General features: G+C 70.1%; 12 protein-coding genes and 2 pseudogenes. 8 read left to right on the forward strand and 6 right to left on the reverse strand.

Translation table 11 applies throughout. The annotated features are described in order from the left end of the window. Positions 1-46 precede the first annotated feature (46 nt). The 3 genes from LK409_RS09835 to LK409_RS09845 all read right to left on the reverse strand — a co-directional run bounded on the left by LK409_RS09835 (position 47) and on the right by LK409_RS09845 (position 3889). Positions 47-898 (reverse strand): inositol monophosphatase family protein, encoded by an 852-nt coding sequence (locus LK409_RS09835; protein ID WP_041937206.1) that lies wholly within the window; start codon positions 896-898, stop codon positions 47-49. A gap of 176 nt (positions 899-1074) precedes the next feature. Beyond that, positions 1075-2544 carry an NAD-dependent succinate-semialdehyde dehydrogenase gene (locus LK409_RS09840; RefSeq protein ID WP_010928500.1) on the reverse strand — a complete coding sequence of 490 codons (1470 nt, stop codon included), beginning with the start codon at positions 2542-2544 and terminating at the stop codon, positions 1075-1077. Positions 2545-2623: 79 nt separating this feature from the next. Next, a complete protein-coding gene (locus LK409_RS09845) occupies positions 2624-3889 on the reverse strand; it encodes a 4-aminobutyrate--2-oxoglutarate transaminase (RefSeq protein ID WP_003810137.1) in 1266 nt (421 codons plus the stop codon). 136 nt (positions 3890-4025) lie between these two features. Here LK409_RS09845 and pdxR point away from each other — a divergent pair, with 136 nt between their 5' ends. Further along, complete coding sequence (gene pdxR, locus LK409_RS09850) at positions 4026-5519, forward strand: MocR-like pyridoxine biosynthesis transcription factor PdxR (RefSeq protein ID WP_010928502.1); 1494 nt, start codon at positions 4026-4028, stop codon at positions 5517-5519. On the opposite strand, the gene LK409_RS09855 is transcribed toward pdxR, so the two are convergent. Further along, on the reverse strand, positions 5520-6500 hold the full coding sequence (locus LK409_RS09855) for a DUF72 domain-containing protein (RefSeq protein WP_010928503.1): 981 nt from the start codon (positions 6498-6500) through the stop codon (positions 5520-5522). Here LK409_RS09855 and LK409_RS09860 point away from each other — a divergent pair. The 7 genes and pseudogenes from LK409_RS09860 (at position 6499) to LK409_RS09890 (ending at position 16825) form a co-directional block, all read left to right on the forward strand. Continuing rightward, positions 6499-8585, forward strand: a pseudogene (locus LK409_RS09860) (ATP-dependent helicase). The gene LK409_RS09855 and the pseudogene LK409_RS09860 overlap by 2 nt on opposite strands. Positions 8586-8663: 78 nt before the next feature. Next, positions 8664-9668, forward strand: a complete 1005-nt coding sequence (locus tag LK409_RS09865) for a magnesium and cobalt transport protein CorA (protein ID WP_003810145.1) — start codon at positions 8664-8666, stop codon at positions 9666-9668. A gap of 62 nt (positions 9669-9730) precedes the next feature. Further along, positions 9731-10369 carry a thermonuclease family protein gene (locus tag LK409_RS09870; protein ID WP_010926304.1) on the forward strand — a complete coding sequence of 213 codons (639 nt, stop codon included), beginning with the start codon at positions 9731-9733 and terminating at the stop codon, positions 10367-10369. A 96-nt stretch (positions 10370-10465) separates the two neighbouring features. Beyond that, positions 10466-12715: an ABC transporter substrate-binding protein gene (locus LK409_RS09875; protein ID WP_010928504.1), complete on the forward strand. Its 2250-nt coding sequence runs from the start codon at positions 10466-10468 to the stop codon at positions 12713-12715. Further along, complete coding sequence (locus LK409_RS09880; RefSeq protein ID WP_003810153.1) at positions 12712-13689, forward strand: ABC transporter permease; 978 nt, start codon at positions 12712-12714, stop codon at positions 13687-13689. The genes LK409_RS09875 and LK409_RS09880 overlap by 4 nt, the downstream gene beginning before the upstream one ends. 5 nt (positions 13690-13694) lie before the next feature. Beyond that, positions 13695-15152 carry an ABC transporter permease gene (locus LK409_RS09885; RefSeq protein WP_010928505.1) on the forward strand — a complete coding sequence of 486 codons (1458 nt, stop codon included), beginning with the start codon at positions 13695-13697 and terminating at the stop codon, positions 15150-15152. Next, entirely contained in the window at positions 15149-16825 is a 1677-nt protein-coding gene (locus tag LK409_RS09890) for an ABC transporter ATP-binding protein (RefSeq protein WP_010928506.1), read from the forward strand. The genes LK409_RS09885 and LK409_RS09890 overlap by 4 nt, the downstream gene beginning before the upstream one ends. Positions 16826-16873: 48 nt before the next feature. Here the strand turns inward: LK409_RS09890 and LK409_RS09895 are convergent. Together LK409_RS09895 and LK409_RS09900 are read right to left on the reverse strand one after the other, a co-directional pair. Continuing rightward, a pseudogene (locus LK409_RS09895) lies at positions 16874-17426 on the reverse strand (MarR family winged helix-turn-helix transcriptional regulator). A gap of 33 nt (positions 17427-17459) precedes the next feature. Further along, entirely contained in the window at positions 17460-19145 is a 1686-nt protein-coding gene (locus LK409_RS09900) for a collagen-like triple helix repeat-containing protein (RefSeq protein WP_010928507.1), read from the reverse strand. Positions 19146-19418 lie beyond the last annotated feature (273 nt).

Below are 19418 nucleotides of genomic sequence, written 5' to 3' on the forward strand. Positions count from 1 at the left end.
CACCCTTGCCACAGGTGTCGCTCCCCCCGGGCGCCTTGGCGGCGGGTTACACCGCCAGCGGCACCGCGTCGCCCAGCAGCGCCTGGTGGGCGGTGTGCCAGGTGCCGCCGTCGGGCGCGTACAGCAGGCCGCCGGAGCGGTGGGTGGGCTTGTACGGCGAGCCGTCGAAGTGCGCGCTGTAGCCGCCGGCTTCGCGGTGCAGCAGCCAGCCCGCGGCGTGGTCCCAGGGCGTCAGCTTGTTGTAGAGCAGCACATGGCAATGGCCCGAGGCGGCCAGGCGGTACTCGTGCGCGGCGCAGCGCAGCGACGCGGTCGAGCCCAGGCGCGCCTGGTTGGCGGTGACCTGCTCGCGCAGGCCGTCGGGCAGGTTGGAGGTGGAGATCATGCCGTCCATCTCATTGGCCGGGGCCGCGCCGGCCATGTGCAGCGCCTGCTGCGTGCCGTCCTCGTAGTCGATCCAGGCGCCTTCGCCGCGCACGGCCAGCGCCGCGTCGTGGCCGATGGGGTCGTAGATCACGCCGGCCAGCACGTCGCCGCGATGGCACACGGCGACCATCATGCCGAACAAGGGCAGGCCGGCCACGTAGTTGCGGGTGCCGTCGATGGGGTCGATGAGAAAGGCCAGGTCGGCATCGACCAGCATGTTGAGCAGCGCCGGGTTGCGCGCCGAGGCTTCCTCGCCGATCAGCACCGCGCCCGGATACAGCTTGCCCAGGCGCGCGGCGATGTGGCGCTCGGCCTCTTCGTCGGCGATGGTGACCAGATCGCGCGGCGAACTCTTGCCGCGCACCGCGTCCTCGGTCAGGTGGCGAAAGCGCGGCAGGACCTCGGAACGGGCGGCTTCGGCAAGCAGGGCGGCGATGCGGCGCGTTTCGTCGCGCGAGAATGTCCGGTTCATGGAATGGGGGAACAATGTACGACCCGCAAATCTAGCATGGGCCGGCGCGCCGGCCTATGACAAAAATGGCCGGGGCTTGGCGCCTGGGTGTGCGGCGTTTGGATGAGGGCGGGCGCGGCAAGGCGAAAAAAGGCCGGCGCCCGAAGGCGCCGGCCTTGCTTGCCCGCGGGCTGGACTCAGGCGCCCAGGTCCACGCAGAGGTATTTCAGCTCGAGGTAGTCCTCGATCCCGTACTTCGAGCCTTCGCGGCCCAGGCCGGATTGCTTGACGCCGCCGAACGGGCCGACTTCATTGGAGATGATGCCGGTGTTGATGCCGACGATGCCGTATTCCAGCGCTTCGGAGACGCGCCAGATCCGGGCGTAGTCGCGCGTGTAGAAGTAGGCGGCCAGGCCGAAGATGGTGTTGTTGGCCATGCCGATGACTTCGTCTTCGCTTTCGAACTTGAACAGCGGGGCGACCGGGCCGAAGGTTTCCTCGACGGCAAAGCGCATCGACTGCGTGACGTCGCGCACCACCGTGGGCTGGAAGAAGCTGCCGCCCAGCGCATGCGGCTGGCCGCCGGCGATGACCTTGGCGCCGTGCGCGGTGGCGTCGGCGATGTGTTCCTGCACCTTGGCCACGGCGGCGGTGTCGATCAGCGGGCCCTGGGTGACGCCCTGTTCGAAGCCGTCGCCCACCTTCATGGCGTTGACCTTCTCGACCAGGCGCTTGGCCACTTCCTCGTAGACGCCGGCCTGCACGTAGATGCGGTTGGCGCATACGCAGGTCTGGCCGGCGTTGCGGTACTTGGAGGCCAGGATGCCGTCGATGGCGCGATCCAGGTCGGCGTCGTCGAACACGATGAACGGCGCGTTGCCGCCCAGTTCCAGCGACAGTTTCTTGATGGTGGGCGCGCATTGCTCCATGAGCGTGCGGCCGACTTCGGTCGAGCCGGTGAAGCTCAGCTTGCGTACCACTTCGCTTTCGCACAGGGCCGCGCCGATTTCACGCGAGCTGCCGGTCACGACCTGGAACACGCCGGCCGGCACGCCGGCCTGCTCAGCCAGCACGGCCAGCGCCAGCGCGGTCAGCGGCGTCTGCTGGGCCGGCTTGACCACCATGGTGCAGCCGGCGGCCAGGGCCGGGCCGACCTTGCGGGTGATCATGGCGGCCGGGAAGTTCCACGGCGTGATGGCGGCGGTCACGCCGATGGGCTGCTTGAGCACCATCAGGCGCTGGCCGCCCTTGGGGCTTTGCAGGATGTCGCCGTCGATGCGCTTGGCTTCTTCGGCGAACCACTCCAGGAAGGACGCGGCGTAGGCGATCTCGCCGGCGGCCTCGGCTACGGGCTTGCCTTGCTCGGACGTCATGATGACGGCCAGGTCCTGCTGGTTTTCCATCGTCAGCTGGGCCCACTTCAGCAGGATCGCGGCGCGCTCCTTGCCGGTCCTGGCGCTCCAGGCGGGCAGGGCGGCCTCGGCGGCGTCGATGGCCTGCTCGGCTTCCTTGCGGCCCAGCTTGGGCACCGAGATGATGGTCTTGCCGGTGGACGGGTTATCGACCGGGATGGACGGGCCGTTGCCGGCGCCTACCCACTTGCCGTCGATGTAGCAGGCGTCGCGCAGCAGTTCGGCGCGGCTCAGGGGTTGGGTCAACTGCGTCATGAAAAATCCTCCTCAATACAGACGCGGGATGGTGGCGCCCATGGGGGCGCCCCCATCCCGCGTCGAACGATCCAAACAATCAGGCGGCGATGGTTTCGGCCAGGATGTCCAGCGCGCGAGCGAACTGGTCATCGGGGATGGTCAGGGGATACAGGAAACGCAGAACGTTTCCGTACACACCGCAGCTTAGCAAAATCAGGCCGCGCTCGATGGCTTGCTGCTGGATGCGCTTGACCGCCTCGGCGTCGGGCTTGCCGGTGGCCGGGTCGTTCAGCTCCAGCGCGACCATCGAACCCAGGCCGCGCACGTCGGCGATGGCCGGGCACTTGGCGCGCAGGCCTTCCAGGCGGTCCATCAGGCGCTTGCCCAGTTCGGCGGCGCGCTCGCACAGTTTTTCCTCGGCGATCACGTCCAGCACCGCGTGCGCGGCGGCCACGGCCAGCGGGTTGCCGGCGTAGGTGCCGCCCAGGCCGCCGGCGGCCGGGCCGTCCATGACTTCGGCGCGGCCCACCACGCCCGAGATCGGCATGCCGCCGCCCAGGCTCTTGGCCATGGTGATCAGGTCGGCCTGTACCGAATGGTGCTGCATGGCGAACAGCTTGCCGGTGCGCGCGAAGCCGGTCTGCACTTCGTCGGCGATCAGCAGGATGCCGTGCTCGTCGCACACCTTGCGCAGCGCCTGCATCAGTTCGGGCGGCGTGACGTTGAAGCCGCCTTCGCCTTGCACCGGCTCGATGATGATGGCGGCCACGCGCTTGGGATCGATGTCGACCTTGAACAGCAGGTCCAGGGCCTTGAGCGAGTCGGCCACGCTGATGGCCTGCGTGGCGTTGGGGAACGGTACGTGGAACACGTCGCCCGGCATCGGGCCGAACGCCAGCTTGTAGGGCGCGACCTTGCCGGTCAGGGCCATGCCCATCATGGTGCGGCCATGGAACGCGCCCGAGAACGCCACCACGCCCGAGCGGCCGGTGTAGGCGCGGGCGATCTTGACGGCGTTTTCCACCGCCTCGACGCCGGTGGTGAAGAAGGCGGTCTTCTTCAGGCCTTCGATCGGGGCCACGGCGTTGATGCGCTCGGCCAGCGATACGTAGCCTTCGTACGGCACGATCTGGTAGGCGGTGTGGGTGAAGTTGTCCAGCTGGGCGGCGATGGCGGCCTTGACCTTGGGATGGCGATGGCCGGTGTTCAGCACCGCGATGCCGCCGGCGAAGTCGATGTACTCCTTGCCCTCGGCATCCCACAGGGTCGAGTTTTCCGCCCGCACGGCGTAAAAGTCACACATCACGCCGACGCCGCGCGGGGTGGCCAGCGTACGACGCGTATTCAGATCTCGGTTTTTCATCTCAGGCTCGTTAGGCAAATGGAATGCCGTATGCACGGCGCAATGTGGCGGCCGCCATGGGACGCCGTCCAGCTTCTATTTAATGCTAAGATGGCCCCATTCAGGGGAACCACTTTTACAAAACAGGTAGAACCAATTGAGGTCCATTGTCGGCGATTTGTTGCTCCTGCGCCTGGGGGACGTGGCCGAGGGCCCGATGAACCAGCGTCTCTACCGCGCCATCCGCGAGGCCATCCTCGATGGCGCCATCGCGGCCGACACGCGCCTGCCCGCCACGCGCGACCTGGCGGCCGAGCTGGGCATCGCGCGCAACACCGTGGTGCACGTCTACAGCCAGCTGCAGGCCGAGGGCTACACGCACAGCCGCCAGGGCAACGGCACTTTCGTCACCGCATCGCTGCCTGACGCCTACCTGGCCAGCGGCCGCCACGCGCGCCGCCCGGCCATCGCGGCGGTTCGCCCCACGCTGTCCGAGCGCGGCGCGCGCATCGTCGACCAGGTGTCGGCCTCGCCGTACCAGTGGGGCGCCTTCATGCCGGGCGTGCCCGATCTTACCGAGTTCCCGCACCAGAAGTTCGGCCGCCTGTTCAGCACGCTGTGGCGCAATCCCCACCCGGAGATGCTGACCTATGCCTACGGCGGCGGCCTGCCGGCGCTGCGCGAGGCGCTGGCCCAGCACCTGGCCCTGACCCGCTCGATCGACTGCGATCCCGAGCAGATCATCATCACCGAGGGCTCGCACCAGGCCATCGACCTGGCCACCCGCATCCTGGGCGGCCATGGCGACCTGGCCTGGATCGAGAACCCGGGCTACTGGGGCGCGCGCAGCGTGCTGATCGCCAATGGCATCCGCATCGAGCCGCTGCCGGTCGACGAAGAGGGCATGCAACTGCCGGCCGAGCCGGTGGCGCAGCCGCCGCGTTTCATTTTCGTGACGCCGTCGCACCAGTACCCGCTGGGCTCGGTGATGTCGCTGGCGCGGCGCCGGCAACTGCTGGCGCTGGCGCGCAGCTGGGGCAGCTGGATCATCGAGGACGACTACGACAGCGAGTTCCGCTTCTCGGGCCGGCCGATTTCCTCGCTGCAAGGACTGGAGCCGGACGCGCCGGTGATCTACCTGGGTACGTTCAGCAAGACGCTGTACCCGGGCCTGCGGGTGGGCTACCTGGTGCTGCCCAAGGCGCTGGCCGGCGCATTCCAGGCCGCGCACGCCGAGCTGTACCGCGAAGGCCACCTGGTCACGCACGCGGTGCTGGCCAGCTTCATCGCCGAGGGCCATTACGCCGCTCATATCCGCCGCATGCGCATGCTGTACGGCCGGCGCCGCGCCATCCTGGTCAACCTGATCGAGCGGCGCCTGGGCGCCCAGTGGCTGCATCCGGATTCGAGCGACGCGGGCCTGCACCTGGTGCTGGACTTCCCGTCGGGGCTGGACGACAAGCAGGTGATGCAGGCCGCCCATGCGCGCGGCGTGCTCACGCGCGCGCTGTCGCGCTACTACGCCGAAGGCACCACGCCGCGCCAGGGCCTGCTGCTGGGCTACGCCTGCGTGCCGGAGAACGACATCGCGCGCAAGTTCGAGCTGGTGCTCGACAGCCTGGCCGAAGTGGCGCAGCGCAGCCGCGCCTAGCTAGGGCGCCAGCGCTGCCGCCAGCCCGGCCGCGTTGCGCATGCCCTGGTCCTCGTAGTTGGTGTTGAACACCGCGTGCGTCTGCCGCGCGCGCTCGGCCAGGCGCCTGACGCGCTCGGCCAGCTCGGCGAGCTCCTGCGGCGAGTATTCATACTGGAAGCGGCTCGACGAGGCCGCCGCGCGGCTGTTCCAGGCGCCGGCGTTGCGGCCGTGCAGGCGCACCAGCGCCAGCTCGGGGTGGGTGCGCGCCCAGACCGGCGGCACGCTGTTGGCAAAGCCTTGCGGGCTGTCGACCACCGTGTGCACCAGCTCCAGCTCGCGTTCCAGCGCCAGGGTCCAGTTGCTGGCGGCCGCGCTGTCGAACCAGCTGGCGTGGCGCATTTCCGCGGCCATGACGAGTCCGCCGGCATCGCGCAGGCGGGCCGCGCAGTCGCGCACGCGGGCCACGCCGCGCGCCTCGCGCCGCACCCAGGGCGCAAACTGGCAATGCACCGCGCCCAGCTTGCCGGCCTGGCGCAGCGGCTCCAGCGCCAGCACGTAGCGGCGCCACAGTTCGTCGCGTACCGCGCCCGGCACCTGGTCGTCGAACACCGCATCGCCCGCGCCGGGCACTTCGCGCCGCAGGTCGGCCGGCAGCGCCGCGCGCGGCGTCTGGTGGCCCGTGAAGAGGCGAAACGCCTTGATATTGAAGACAAAGCCCGGCGGCGTGCGCTGCGCCCACAGGTAAGCCGTGTGCGGGTCGGGAAGGGCGTAGAAGCTGGCGTCGATCTCGGCCATGCCGAATCGGGTGGCGTAGTACTGCAGGCGCGCTTGCGGCGTGCGCGCGGCCGCGGGGTAGAACCGGCCGCACGCCAGCAGGGTGGGGTCGGTCCAGGAGGCGGTGCCGATGAGGATGTTCATGCCTGGGCGCAGCGGCCGTTCGAACGAAATGCCGGAAATTCTGTATAAATATACAGTGTCGTCCAATTCGCCCGTTTCCATGTCCGAACCTGCTTCCCGCGCCCCGGCGCCCGCCGATGATCCCCTGGCCGAACTGAACCCCGCGCAGCGCGAGGCCGCCGCGTACGGGGTCGATGCGCCGGCCAGCCAGGCGCTGCTGGTGATCGCCGGGGCCGGGTCGGGCAAGACCAATACGCTGGCGCACCGCGTGGCGCACCTGATCCTGCATGGCGCCGATCCGCAGCGCATGCTGCTGTTGACGTTCTCGCGCCGCGCAGGAAATGGAACGGCGCGTGGGCGGCGTGCTGCAGCGCGTGATGGGCCTGCGCGCCGGGCACGCGGCGCCTGCGTTGCCGTGGGCCGGCACGTTCCACAGCGTGGGCGCGCGGTTGCTGCGCGATTGCGCGCCGCGCATCGGCCTGTCGGAGGCCTTTACCGTGCACGATCGCGGCGACGCCGAGGAGTTGATGGGCATCGTGCGCCACGAGCTGGGGCTGTCGGCCACCCACAACCGCTTCCCGCTCAAGGGCACCTGCCTGGCCATTTATTCGCGCGTGGTCAACAGCCAGGCGCCGCTGGCCGAGGTGCTGCGCCAGGCGTTCCCGTGGTGCGAAGCCTGGGAGGCCGAGCTCAAGCGCCTGTTCCAGGCCTATGTGCTGGCCAAGCAGGAGCAGAACGTGCTCGATTACGACGACCTGCTGCTGTACTGGGCCGAGATGATGCGCGACGCGGGGCTGGCCGCCGATGTCGGCGCGCGCTTCGACCATATCCTGGTCGACGAGTACCAGGACACCAACCGCCTGCAGGCCGCCATCCTGCTGGCCATGAAGCCCGACGGCGGCGGCCTGACCGTGGTGGGCGACGACGCGCAGTCGATCTATTCGTTCCGCGCCGCGAGCGTGCGCAACATCCTCGATTTCCCGCAGCAGTTTCCCGGCGGCGCCAAGGTGGTCACGCTGGAGCGCAATTACCGCTCCACCCAGCCCATCCTGGATGCGTCCAACGCGGTCATCGGGCTGGCCGCCGAACGCTACGCCAAAGCGCTGTGGACCGATCGCGCCTCGTCGCAGCGCCCCGAGCTGGTGAGCGTCAGCGACGAAGCCGGCCAGGCGCGCTGGGTGGCCGACCAGGTGCTGGCGCAGCGCGAGGGCGGGGCCACGCTCAAGTCGCAGGCGGCGCTGTTTCGCGCCTCCAGCCACAGCGCCGCGCTGGAGCTCGAACTGACCCGGCGCAACATCCCGTTCGTGAAATTCGGCGGCCTGCGCTTTCTCGAGGCCGCCCATCTCAAGGACATGCTGTCCGTGCTGCGCTGGGCCGAGAACCCGCGCTCGCGGCTGGCCGGTTTCCGGGTGGCGCAGCTGGTGCCCGGCATCGGCCCGGCCACCGCCGGCAAGCTGATGGACGCCATGGCGCAGGCGGCCGATCCGCTGGCGGCCATGCGCGAGTTCCAGCCGGGCGCGGCGGCGCGCCAGCAGTGGAGCGAATTCGTCGCCACCTACGCGACGCTGCGCGAGGCGCGCCGGCCCTGGCCCGCCGACGTGGATGCCGCGCTGCAATGGTACGGGCCGCAACTGGAGCGCATCTTCGACGACGCGCGCGTGCGCCGCGCCGACCTGGAGCAGCTGGCCCGGCTGGCCGGCGGCTATCCGACGCGCGAACGCTTCCTCACCGAGCTGACGCTGGACCCGCCCGACGCGACCTGCGACGAGTCCGGTCCGCCGCTGCGCGACGAAGACTATATGATCCTGTCCACCATTCACTCGGCCAAGGGCCAGGAGTGGAAGTCGGTCTACATCCTGAACGCGGTCGACGGCTGCATGCCCTCGGACATGGCCACCGGCACGGCCGAGGAGATCGAGGAAGAGCGGCGCCTGCTGTACGTGGCGATGACGCGCGCGCGAGCGGCTGCAGGTGGTGGTGCCGCAGCGCTTCTACGTGCACCAGCAGACCGGGCTGGGCGACCGCCACGTCTACGGCTCGCGCACCCGCTTCATTTCCGAGGCCATGCTGCCGCTGTTCGAGCACCTGCCCAAGCCGCCCGAGCTGCCGTTCGACCGCGCCCGCGCCATCGAGCCGGCCGCGCCGCGCATCGACGTGGCCAGCCGGGTGCGCGGGCTGTTCTCGTAGCGGCCGCGCCGGGCGCGCGACGGTATCATAGGTGCCCAGGCGCATCCCGGCCCGGGATGCGCACAGGGAGACAGTGCAATGACCCAGAACGTTCAGGCCGCGGGCGCGCCGCATGGCGGCGTGGTGGCTTCGGTCGCCTACCTGAATGGCCGCCGCGCGCGCGACGTGCCCATCGACGATATCGCCGGCTACGAGCGTCCCGAACACGGCCTGCTGTGGATCGGCCTGCACGACCCCGACCCCGGGTTGTTGCGGCGCGTGACCGAGGACCTGGGCGCCTGCGACAAGAACCAGGAGGAAATGGTCGAGCCGCACCGGCGCGCCAAGATCATCGACTACGGCAATATGGTGCTCATCGTCGCCATCACCGTCGAGATCGAGGGCGACCGGCCGGTGTTCGGCGAAACCCAGTTCCTGGTCGGCGACGGCGTGCTGGTGACGGTGCGGCGCGGCGCCACGGCCACCCACAGCACCCTGCGCGAACGGCTGGAGGCCACGCCCGACCTGCTCAAGCGCGGCAGCGACTACGTGACCTCGGAATTGCTGGACCTGCTGGTCGACCGCTACGTGGCGGCGGCGGCGCGTCTCGAAAGCGTGGTCGAGAGCGCCGAGCAGAAGCTGCTGATCCGCGGCGCCAAGGACGCCGACATCCGCAAGCTGTACCGCCAGCGCCGCGACCTGCTGCGCATCCATACCGCCATCGCTCCCCTGGCCGAGATCTGCCGCCGCCTGGCGCGCGTGGAGATGTCGCAGATCGATGAGCATGCGCGGCCGTATTTCGGCGAGGTGGCCGACCGCGTGCTGCGGGTCGACGAGCTGCTCAATGCGCTGCGCGAGGCCCTGGCGTTCGCCTTCGAGGCCAGCCAGATGATCGCGCAGGCCCAGCAGAACGACACCACGCGCCGGCTGGCGTCCTGGGCCGCCATCCTGGCCGTGCCCACCGCCGTGGCCGGCATTTACGGCATGAACTTCGAATACATGCCCGAACTGAAGGCGCCCTGGGGCTACCCGGTCACGCTGCTGGCCATCGGCACCGTGTGTTCCATTCTCTACTGGCGCTTTCGCAAGTCGGGCTGGCTGTAGCGCCGGCCCGCACGCGCGCGCGCTGTGGCACACTGCGGTCACCTTCCGACGACGACGAACCGATGCTGCGCAACAAACTCCAACCGCGAGGCGGGCGCCGCGGCCTGGCCGGACTGCTTTCGGCCCTGCTGCTGGCGGCCCTGGCCGCGCTGATCAACTGGCTCTGGCCGCAGGATCATCCCCAGGCGCCGCCGGCACGCCAGGCGCCCGCGGCCAGCGCGGGCGGCGTGCCCGCCGGCAGCTATACCCTGACCGGTCCCATCGTCAACGTGGCCGATGGCGATACCGTGACCCTGCGCGCGCCGGGCGGCCAGCGCCGCATCCGCATGGACAGCATCGACGCGCCCGAGGAAGGGCACGGCAACGAGCAGCCGGGCCAGCCGTTCGCGCAGGCCTCGCGCCAGCACCTGGCCGGCCTGGTCGCCGGCAAGACCCTGACCGCGCAATGCTACGAGCGCGACCAGTTCGACCGCGACGTGTGCGCCCTGATCCTGCCCGACGGCCGGTCGGCCAACCGGGCCCAGGTCGAGGCCGGCTACGCCTGGGCCTATACGGCGCGGCGCGGCGACTACCTGCGCGATCCGGCCATGCCCGGCCTGCAGCGCCAGGCCCGCGAGGCCGGCCGCGGCCTGTGGGCGCAGTCCGGCGCCATCGAGCCCTGGAAGTGGCGCTATGACTGCTGGCGCCAGCGGCGCTGCTGAGCCGGCGCGATCCGTCTTCCGATACGGGCATCCCGGGGTATGGCGGCTCGCCGGCCTTTGCTATCCTTGCGCGAGCATTCGAGATAGGATGGTTACATGACAGGCATGTCCAGGCTGCTGCGTATCGCGGCGCTCCTGTTGCTGGGCGCGATGGCGGGCTGCTCCCGCGAAAGCCTCATCAACAGCCCGTACCCCGCCGGCGCGATGGCCGACAATGCGCTCTACACCGCGTTCGTCAAGCGTTCGCCCAAATACCTGGATCCGGCCAGCTCCTACTCGACCGACGAGACGCCGTACACCTACAACATCTACGAACCGCTGTACGGCTACCATTACCTGAAGCGCCCGTACGAGCTGGTGCCGCGCGCCGCGGCCGCCATCGATGCGCCGCGCTACCTCGATGCGCAGGGCCGCGAGCTGCCGGCCGACGCGCCGGGCGCGCAAATCGCCGAAAGCGTCTACGACATCCGGCTGCGGCCCGGCATCCGGTTCCAGCCCCATCCGGCCTTTGCCCGTCGCGCCGATGGCGGCTACCAGTATTTCCCGCTGGCCGAGGGCGAGCTGGCCGACAAGTTCTACATTCCCGACTTTCCCGCCACCGGCAGCCGCGAGCTGGTCGCCGACGACTACGTCTACGCGCTGCGCCGGCTGGCCAGCCCGCGCGTGGTGTCGCCCATCTACTCCCTGATGGCCGACCATATCGTCGGCATGAAGGACTACGGCGACCGCCTGCGGGCGCGCGACCAGGCGCTGCGCCGCGACCTGCCCGGCGGCGCGCGCACGCTGCCCTGGCTGGACCTGCGCGAGGCCGACGGCTTTGCCGGCGTGCAGGCGCTCGACGCCCATACCCTGCGCATCCGCGTGATCGGCAAGTACCCGCAGTTCAAGTACTGGCTGGCCATGACCTTCACCGCGCCCGTGCCCTGGGAGGCCGACCGCTTCTACAGCCAGCCCGGCATGGCCGAGCACGACCTGTCGCTCAATACCTGGCCGGTGGGCACCGGCCCCTACATGCTGGTCGAGTCGCGCCAGAACTGGCGCCATGTGCTGGCGCGCAACCCCAACTTCCGCGGCGAACCCTATCCGTGCGAAGGCGAGCCGCAGGACCGCGCCGACGGCCTGCTGGCCGATTGCGGCAAGCCCACGCCGTTCATCGACCGGGTGGTATTCAGCGTCGAGAAAGAGGCGGTGCCGCTGACCGGCAAGTTCATGCAGGGCTACTACGACGTGCCGCAGGTCGAGCGCGGCGAGTACGGCGTGTCCATGCTGGTGGCCGCCGGCGACTCGCCCGACAAGGCGGCCCTGTACCGCGACCATGGCATACGCCTGCCCACCACGGTGGAAACCTCCAACTGGTACATGGGTTTCAACTGGCTCGACCCGGTGGTCGGACAGGGCGACACGCCGGCGCAGCAGGAGCGCAACCGCAAGCTGCGCCAGGCCATCAGCATCGCCTTCGACTGGGAAGAATACGTGGCGGTGTTCGAGAACAGCCAGGCCCAGGTCGCCTACGGACCGGTGCCGCCGGGCGTGCTGGGCTACAAGCCCCCGCCCGAGGGCTACAACCCCGTCGTCTACGACCTGGCCGACGGCAAGCCGGTGCGCAAGCCGCTCGATACCGCGCGCCGCCTGCTGGCCGAGGCCGGCTACCCCGACGGGCGCAACGCGCAGACCGGCGCGCCGCTGGTGCTGTATTACGACGCCATGACGGGCGCGGGCGCCAGTCCCATGTTCGACTGGATGCGCCGCCAGTTGGCCAAGCTGGGCATCCAGATGGACGTGCGCTCCACCGACTACAACCGCTTCCAGGACAAGATGCGGCGCGGCACGGCGCAGCTGTTCCTGTGGGGCTGGAACGCCGACTATCCCGACGCCGAGAACTTCCTGTTCCTGCTCTACGGGCCCAATGCCAAGGCCTCCTCGGGTGGCGAGAACGCGGCCAATTACGCGAACGCCGAGTTCGACCACCTGTTCGAGCAGATGAAGCTGCTTGACGACGGCCCCGAGAAAGAGGCCTTGATCGCCCGCATGACGGCCATCGTGCAGCGCGACGCGCCCTGGATGTTCGGCTATTTTCCCATGTCGGGCGGCGCCTACCAGCAATGGGTGGGCAACGCCAAGCCCACCCAGATGGTGCGCAATACGCTGCAATTCATGAAGATAGACCCGGCCACCCGGGTGGCGCGCATCGACGAATGGAACCGGCCGCTGTGGTGGCCATTGGGAGTGCTGGTGCTGCTGCTGGCGCTGGTGATCTGGCCGTCCTACCGGGCGCTCAAGCGCCGCGAGCGCCAGACCGTCTACGGCGCGCGCGCAGCCGCCCCCACCCCGGAGCAACGACCATGACCGGCTATGTCATTCGCCGCCTGCTGTACGGCGTGCTGATCCTGATCGGCGTCAACCTGTTCACCTTCGTGCTGTTCTTCGCGGTCAACACGCCCGACGACATGGCGCGCCTGGCCATCGGCGGGCAGCGGGTCAGCCAGGACGCCATCGAGAAATGGAAGACCGAACGCGGCTACGACAAGCCGCTGTTTCTCAACACCCGGGCCGAGGGCGCGGCGCGCTATACCGACACGGTGTTCTACCAGCGCTCGGTGCCCTTGCTGGCGATGGACTTCGGCGCTTCGGACGGCGGGCGCGACATCGGCCGCGAAATCCGCACGCGCATGGGCCCCAGCCTGGCGCTGGCCCTGCCCACCTTCGTGCTGGGCCTGTTCGCCAGCGTGGTGTTCTCGCTGACCCTGGTGTATTTCCGCGCCACGCGGCTGGACTTCTGGGGCGTGGTGCTGTGCGTGGTGCTGCTGTCCATATCCAGCCTGTTCTACATCATCGCCGGCCAGTGGCTGTTCTCCAAGCTGCTGCGCCTGGCGCCGTATTCCGGCTTCGCCGACGGGCTGGACATGGTCAAGTTCCTGGCGGTGCCCGTGGTGGTGGCGATCATCGCCCGGCTGGGGCCCGAGGCGCGCTTCTACCGCACGCTGTTTCTCGAGGAAATCGGCAAGGACTATGTACGCACCGCCCGCGCCAAGGGCCTGAGCGAGTCGGTCGTGCTGTTTCGCCATGTGCTGCGCAACGCCATGCTGCCCATCCTCACGGGCACGGTATCGGCCATTCCGCTGCTGTTCATGGGCAGCCTGATCGCCGAGTCCTTCTTCGGCATTCCCGGCCTGGGCAGCTACACCATCGACGCCATCAACGCGCAGGACTTCTCCATCGTCCGCGCCATGGTGTTCCTGGGATCCGCGCTCTATATCGTGGGCCTGATCCTCGCCGATATTTCGTACACGCTGGCCGACCCCCGCGTGCGTTTCGAGTAATCGCCATGCCGCTCTTCGTCTTTCTCTGGACCGACATCGCCCTCTACCTGCTGGTGGCCGCCGTGCTGGCGTACGCGTGGCGCGTGAGGCGTTCCCCGACGCTGCGGGCCACCTGGGGCAGGGTGGCGCGCGACGCCCCGGCCATGTGCTCGGCGGTGGTGCTGATGTGCTTCGTGGTGGTCGGCCTGCTCGACTCCGTCCACTACCGCGCGCGGCTGGCGCCCGCGCCCGGCGTGGCGGCCGATGCGCCGCCGGCCTATGCCCCGGTGGTGCGCTCGGCGCTCGACGGCCTGCTCGCCGCCACGGTGCTGGCCCGCCCCGAGAAGACCTATTCCGAGCCGCTGGCGGTGCGCCAGTTCACCAAGGAAACCCTGCTGATCGACGGCAAGCCGCAACGCGACTTCCCGCTGCTGCGCAGCGGCGGGGCGCACCTGCAGGACCCCGACGCCCAGCGCTGGCCCGACCTGCGGCAACGCTTCTGGACCGGCCTGGGGCTGGGGGCGGCCGCCGCGCTGGCCGGCGGCCTGTTGCTGGCGCTGGCGCTGGCGCTGGCGCGGCGCCGGGCGTCGCTGCGCGCGGCCCTGGCCGACCTGGCGGCCAACCGCACCGAGCTGCCGTGGCGCGCCATGTGGATCACCTACGCCATCATCTGCCTGCTGGCGCTCACCGTCTCGATGCTGGCCGGCGGCTACCACGTGCTGGGCACCGACCGCACCGGTAACGACGTGCTGTGGCAGGCGCTCAAGAGCGTGCGCACCGCGCTCATCATCGGCAGCCTGACCACGCTGGCCATGCTGCCGCCGGCGCTGGCGTTCGGCATCGCGGCGGGCTATTTCAAGGGCAAGGCCGACGACGCCATCCAGTACCTGTACACCACGCTCACCTCCATTCCCAGCGTGCTGCTGGTGGCCGCCTGCGCGCTGATGATGCAGGTCTACATCGACAACCATGCCCAGCTGTTCGACACCTCGGCGGCGCGCGCCGACCTGCGGCTGTTCCTGCTGTGCATGATTCTCGGCCTGACGGGCTGGGCCGGCCTGTGCCGGCTGCTGCGCGCCGAGACCCTCAAGCTGCGCGAGCTCGAGTACGTGCAGGCGGCGCGCGCCTTCGGCGTGTCGCACTGGCGCATCATGACGCGCCACCTGCTGCCCAACGTCATGCACATCGTGCTGATCACCGTGGTGCTGGAGTTCTCCGGGTTGGTGCTCTACGAGGCGGTGCTGTCGTACCTGGGCATAGGCGTGGATCCCAGCATGAACTCCTTCGGCTCGATGATCGACAGCGCGCGCCTGGAAATGTCGCGCGACCCCATGATCTGGTGGAACCTGCTGGCCGCGTTCGGCTTCATGCTGGCGCTGGTGCTGGCTGCCAACCTGTTTGCCGACGCCGTGCGCGACGCCTTCGATCCGCGCACGCGGCGGTTCAGGCCGGCGCGCGCGGCCGCGGCGGGAGCCCTGCCATGACCGCGTCCGCGCCTTTGCTGCGCATCGAAGGGCTGGATGTCGACGTGGCCGGCGAGTCCGGCGTCACGCATGCCGTCAAGCGGCTGCAGCTGGCCGTGGCGCAGGGCGAGACCTTCGCCCTGGTCGGCGAGTCGGGCAGCGGCAAGAGCATGACCGCGCTGGCCCTGCTGCGGCTGCTGCCCGATGCCGGGCGCATCGTCGGCGGCCAGATCGAACTGGGCGGCACCGACCTCAACGACCTGTCCGAGCGCGCCATGCGCGGCGTGCGCGGCGGACGCATCGGCATCATCTTCCAGGAGCCCGCCACCAGCCTGAATCCCGTGATGCGGGTGGGCGACCAGATCGTAGAGACCCTGGCCGCCCATACGCCCTTGCGCGGCGCGGCGGCGCGCGAGCGGGCCATCGACTGGCTGCGGCGCGTCGGCATCCCCGAGCCCGAGCGGCGCATCGATGACTATCCGTTCCAGTTCTCGGGCGGCCAGAAGCAGCGCCTGATGATCGCCATCGCGCTGGCGGCCGAGCCCAAGCTGCTGATCGCCGACGAGCCCACCACGGCGCTCGACGTCACCGTGCAGGCCCAGGTGCTGGAGCTGCTGGCCGGCATCCAGCGCGAGATGGGCATGGCGGTGCTGCTGATCACGCACGACCTGGCGGTGGTGCGCAACGTGGCGCATCACGTGGCCCTGATGCGCGGCGGCGAGATCGTCGAAAGCGCCGACGCGCGCACGTTCTTCGAGCGGCCGCGCCATCCCTATGCGCGCGAACTGTTCGAGGCCATTCCCACCTTCGCCAAGCGCGGCCGGCCGCTCTCGGCCCAGGGCCGCGCGGCGGGGCAGGGCAAGGCCGCGCCCGAGGCCGGCGCGGTGGTCCTGGATGTGCAGGACCTGCTGGTGCACTATCCGGTGCGCAAGGGCGTGCTGCGCCGCGTGGCCTCGTGGGTCGAGGCCGTCAACGGCGTCACCTTCACCCTGCGCGCCGGCGAGACCCTGGCGCTGCTGGGCGAATCGGGTTGCGGCAAGACCACCACCGGCAAGGCCTTGCTGCGTCTGGTCGAAGGTGCGCGCGTGCAGGGGCGCGCCATGCTCGATGGGCACGATCTGCTGGGCGCGTCGCGGCGCGAGCTGCGGCGGTTGCGGCAGGACATCCAGATCGTGTTCCAGGATCCCTTCGCGTCGCTCGACCCGCGCATGCGGGTCGGCGATATCCTCGAAGAGGGCATTGCCTCGCTGCGCCCCGAACTGGCCGCTTCGGCGCGCAGGGCGCGGGCCGTGGGCCTGCTGGAGCGGGTGGGGCTGCCGGCCGACACGCCCACGCGCTATCCGCACGAATTCTCGGGCGGCCAGCGCCAGCGCATCGCCATCGCGCGGGCGCTGGCGGTCGAACCGAAGGTGCTGATCTGCGACGAACCCACTTCGGCGCTGGACGTGTCGGTGCAGGCGCAGATCCTCGATCTGCTGCGCGACCTCCAGGCCGAGCTGGGCATCGCCTACCTGTTCATCATGCACAACTTCGGCGTGGTCGAATACCTGGCCGACCGCATCGCGGTCATGCACGGCGGACGCATCGTCGAGATGGGGCCCGCCGACACCGTGCTGCACGCGCCGCGCCACGAGATGACGCAGCGCCTGCTGGCCGCCGTGCCGCGCCTGCGGTTCGGGGCGGAGAACGCGTAGAGAGGGATGCGGTGCCTGTCCCCGTGGGGACAGGCACCGTGCCAACCGTCAATCGTTGACGAAGTCCCGGCCGTGGCGCGACTGCAGCCACATGAGCGTTTCGTGGCGCAGCGAGCGGGCGTACTGCGTCAGGAAGGCATGCACGGTGGCCAGCTGGTGGGCGTCGTACTGGCGGCTGAGGAAAGTGACTTCCTCGGCCGCGGCGCGGCGCTCCTCGGCCAGCGCGCGGCAGCGCTCGGCGACGGGCCGGATCACGATGACCCGCCGGTCCAGCGGGTGCCGGCCGCGCTGAACATAGCCTGCGGCTTCCAGGCGATTGATCAGCGCGGTGGCGCCCCCCCAACTGATGCCGAGCAACTGGCCCAGTTGTCCGGTCGGCAGGGCATCGAACTCCAGCACCAGGTCCAGGGCCTTCAGTTCGGTCAACGACACCCCCAGCCTTTCGGCCATGGCGGCCTGGCTGGCCGCCATGTAGACCGGTCAGTTGCCGGGCCAGGACTTGCGCGATTTCCTCCACGCTGTCCGGCCGGCGGTCATGGCCTAGGGGGTCGCCCGAGGAGACTCGTTGGTCTTGCTGTGAGATACGGTCTATATCCAGCATGGCGGCGCTCCGCTTGTTCGGGCTCAAGGTCGGTTACTTCAGGGCGCTGGTCACGCCGCCGAGGATGCCGCCCAGCAGGCCGCCGCCGGCGCCGCCGGCACCACCCGTGGCGCCACCGGTCACACCGCCCGTCACGCCAGCCACGGTGCCGGTCACGCCGCTCAGGATGCCGCCTAGCAAGCCGCCATTGGCCGCGCCGCCGGTATTGCCGCCAGCGGCCGAGCCGCCGCCGACCGCGCCGGTCACGCCGCCCAGCAGGCCGCCGCCCGCGGCGCCGCTACCGACCGCGCCGGTGACGCCGCCCAGCAGGCCGCCCAGCAGGCCTCCGTTGGCCGCGCCCGGTGCGCCGCCCGAGCCGCCCGAGCCGCCCGAGCCGCCCGAGCCGCCCGAGCCGCCGCCGGTAACGCCACCCAGCAGACCACCCAGCAGACCGCCGTTGGGGGCGGCGCCGCCGCCCAGGTTACCGGTCACGCCGGCCAGCAGGCCGGTGACGGGAGCCAGCAGGCCACCGTTGGCGCCGCCGCCGGTGATGCCGCCCAGGCTGCCGGTGATCGGGCTGAGCAGGCCGCCCTGGCCGCCCAGTCCCAGGCCGCCGGTCAGCGAGGAGACCGCGCTGGTGGCATGGGCCAGGGTGTTGCCCAGGGGGTTGGTGTTGCCCGGCGTGGCGTGCAGCAGGCCGCCGGCGCTGGCTACCGCGCCGCCCAGGCCGCCGAGCACGCCGTCCAGGCCACCCACCGGCAGGCCGCCGGGCAGCTGGCCGCCCGCGCCGGCGAGCGTGCCGCCCACGCTGGTCAGCAGGCCGGCCACCGGCGCGCCCAGGTTGGTGGTGGCGCCCACCGTTTGCGTGAGATTGGTGACGGCGCCCGCGACCGGGCTGATGGCCGGATCGAGGCCGGCGCCGATGCCGCCCAGCGCCTCGCCCAGGCCCAGCGACGCCACGTTGTCCACGGCGGTGCCGGTGTTGGTCAGCGCGGGCTGCAGGATGGGTTGGGTCGGGCCGTCGAGGACGCCGCCGGCAATGCCGCCCACCAGTTGGTTGACGGGATTGAGCAGGCCGCCCTGGCCGCCCAGCGCGCTGGTCAGCGCGCCCACGGCGCCGGTGGCGTTGCCCAGCACGGCGGTCAGCGGCTCGGGATTGTTGGCGTCGGCATGGAGCAGGCCGCCGGTGCTGGCCACGGTCTTGCCCAGGCCATCGACCAGGCCGCCCAGGCCGGTGCTCAGCCCGCCGGGCAGGCCCGTGCCGGCTACCGTGTCGCCCAGGCCGCTGACCGTCCCGCCGACTTGCGTCAGCACGCCGTCGACCGGCGCGCCCAGTCCGGTGGTGGCGCCGATCTGCTGCGTCAGGCCGACGGTCGTGTCGACCACCGGCTTGAGCGTCGGATCCAGGGCCTTGCCCACCGCGCCCAGCGCGTTGTCGGCGCCCAGCGGCAGCAGGCTGTCGGTCGCGCCGCCGGTGTTGCCCAGCGTGGTTTCCAGCAGGCCCGCGCGGACCGGGTCCACCGGCGTGGTCGGATCCGGATTGCCGGGGGTGCCGGGGCCGCCAGGGCCGCCGGGGTTGCCCGGGCCGCCCGGGTTGGTGGGAATGACGGGGGCGGACGCGCGCTTGCTGCTGCTGTTGCCGCCGCCGCCGCAACCGGCCAGCGCGGCCACCATGATGGCCGTCAACAGGGGAACCGCGAAACGGGTCGGGCGGTGGTGGGTCTTGGTCTTGGCGTACATGATCCGTGCTCCTCAGGGTTGGAAGTTCAGGCCCCCTCATTGGCCCGATGCCCCATACCAAGCACAAACCGTGCCAGCTTTTTTCAAAACGCCGGAAAATCCCTCCGCGGCTTTGCGGTCTGGAAAAATAAATTCATTGTTTTCAGTAAGTTGCGAGCGTTTCTTGCATATTCGCAAGCGCTTGGAAACCGCATGCTCAGGACATCAGGCCGTCTGCGAATGTTGTTTTTTCGCGAATATCGGCCCGATGTTACGGCTTGCGTTACGGCGACG

Origin of the sequence: Bordetella parapertussis (assembly GCF_020735925.1) — a bacterium.
In the GTDB taxonomy this organism is placed as follows: Bacteria; Pseudomonadota; Gammaproteobacteria; order Burkholderiales; family Burkholderiaceae_B; genus Bordetella; species Bordetella pertussis.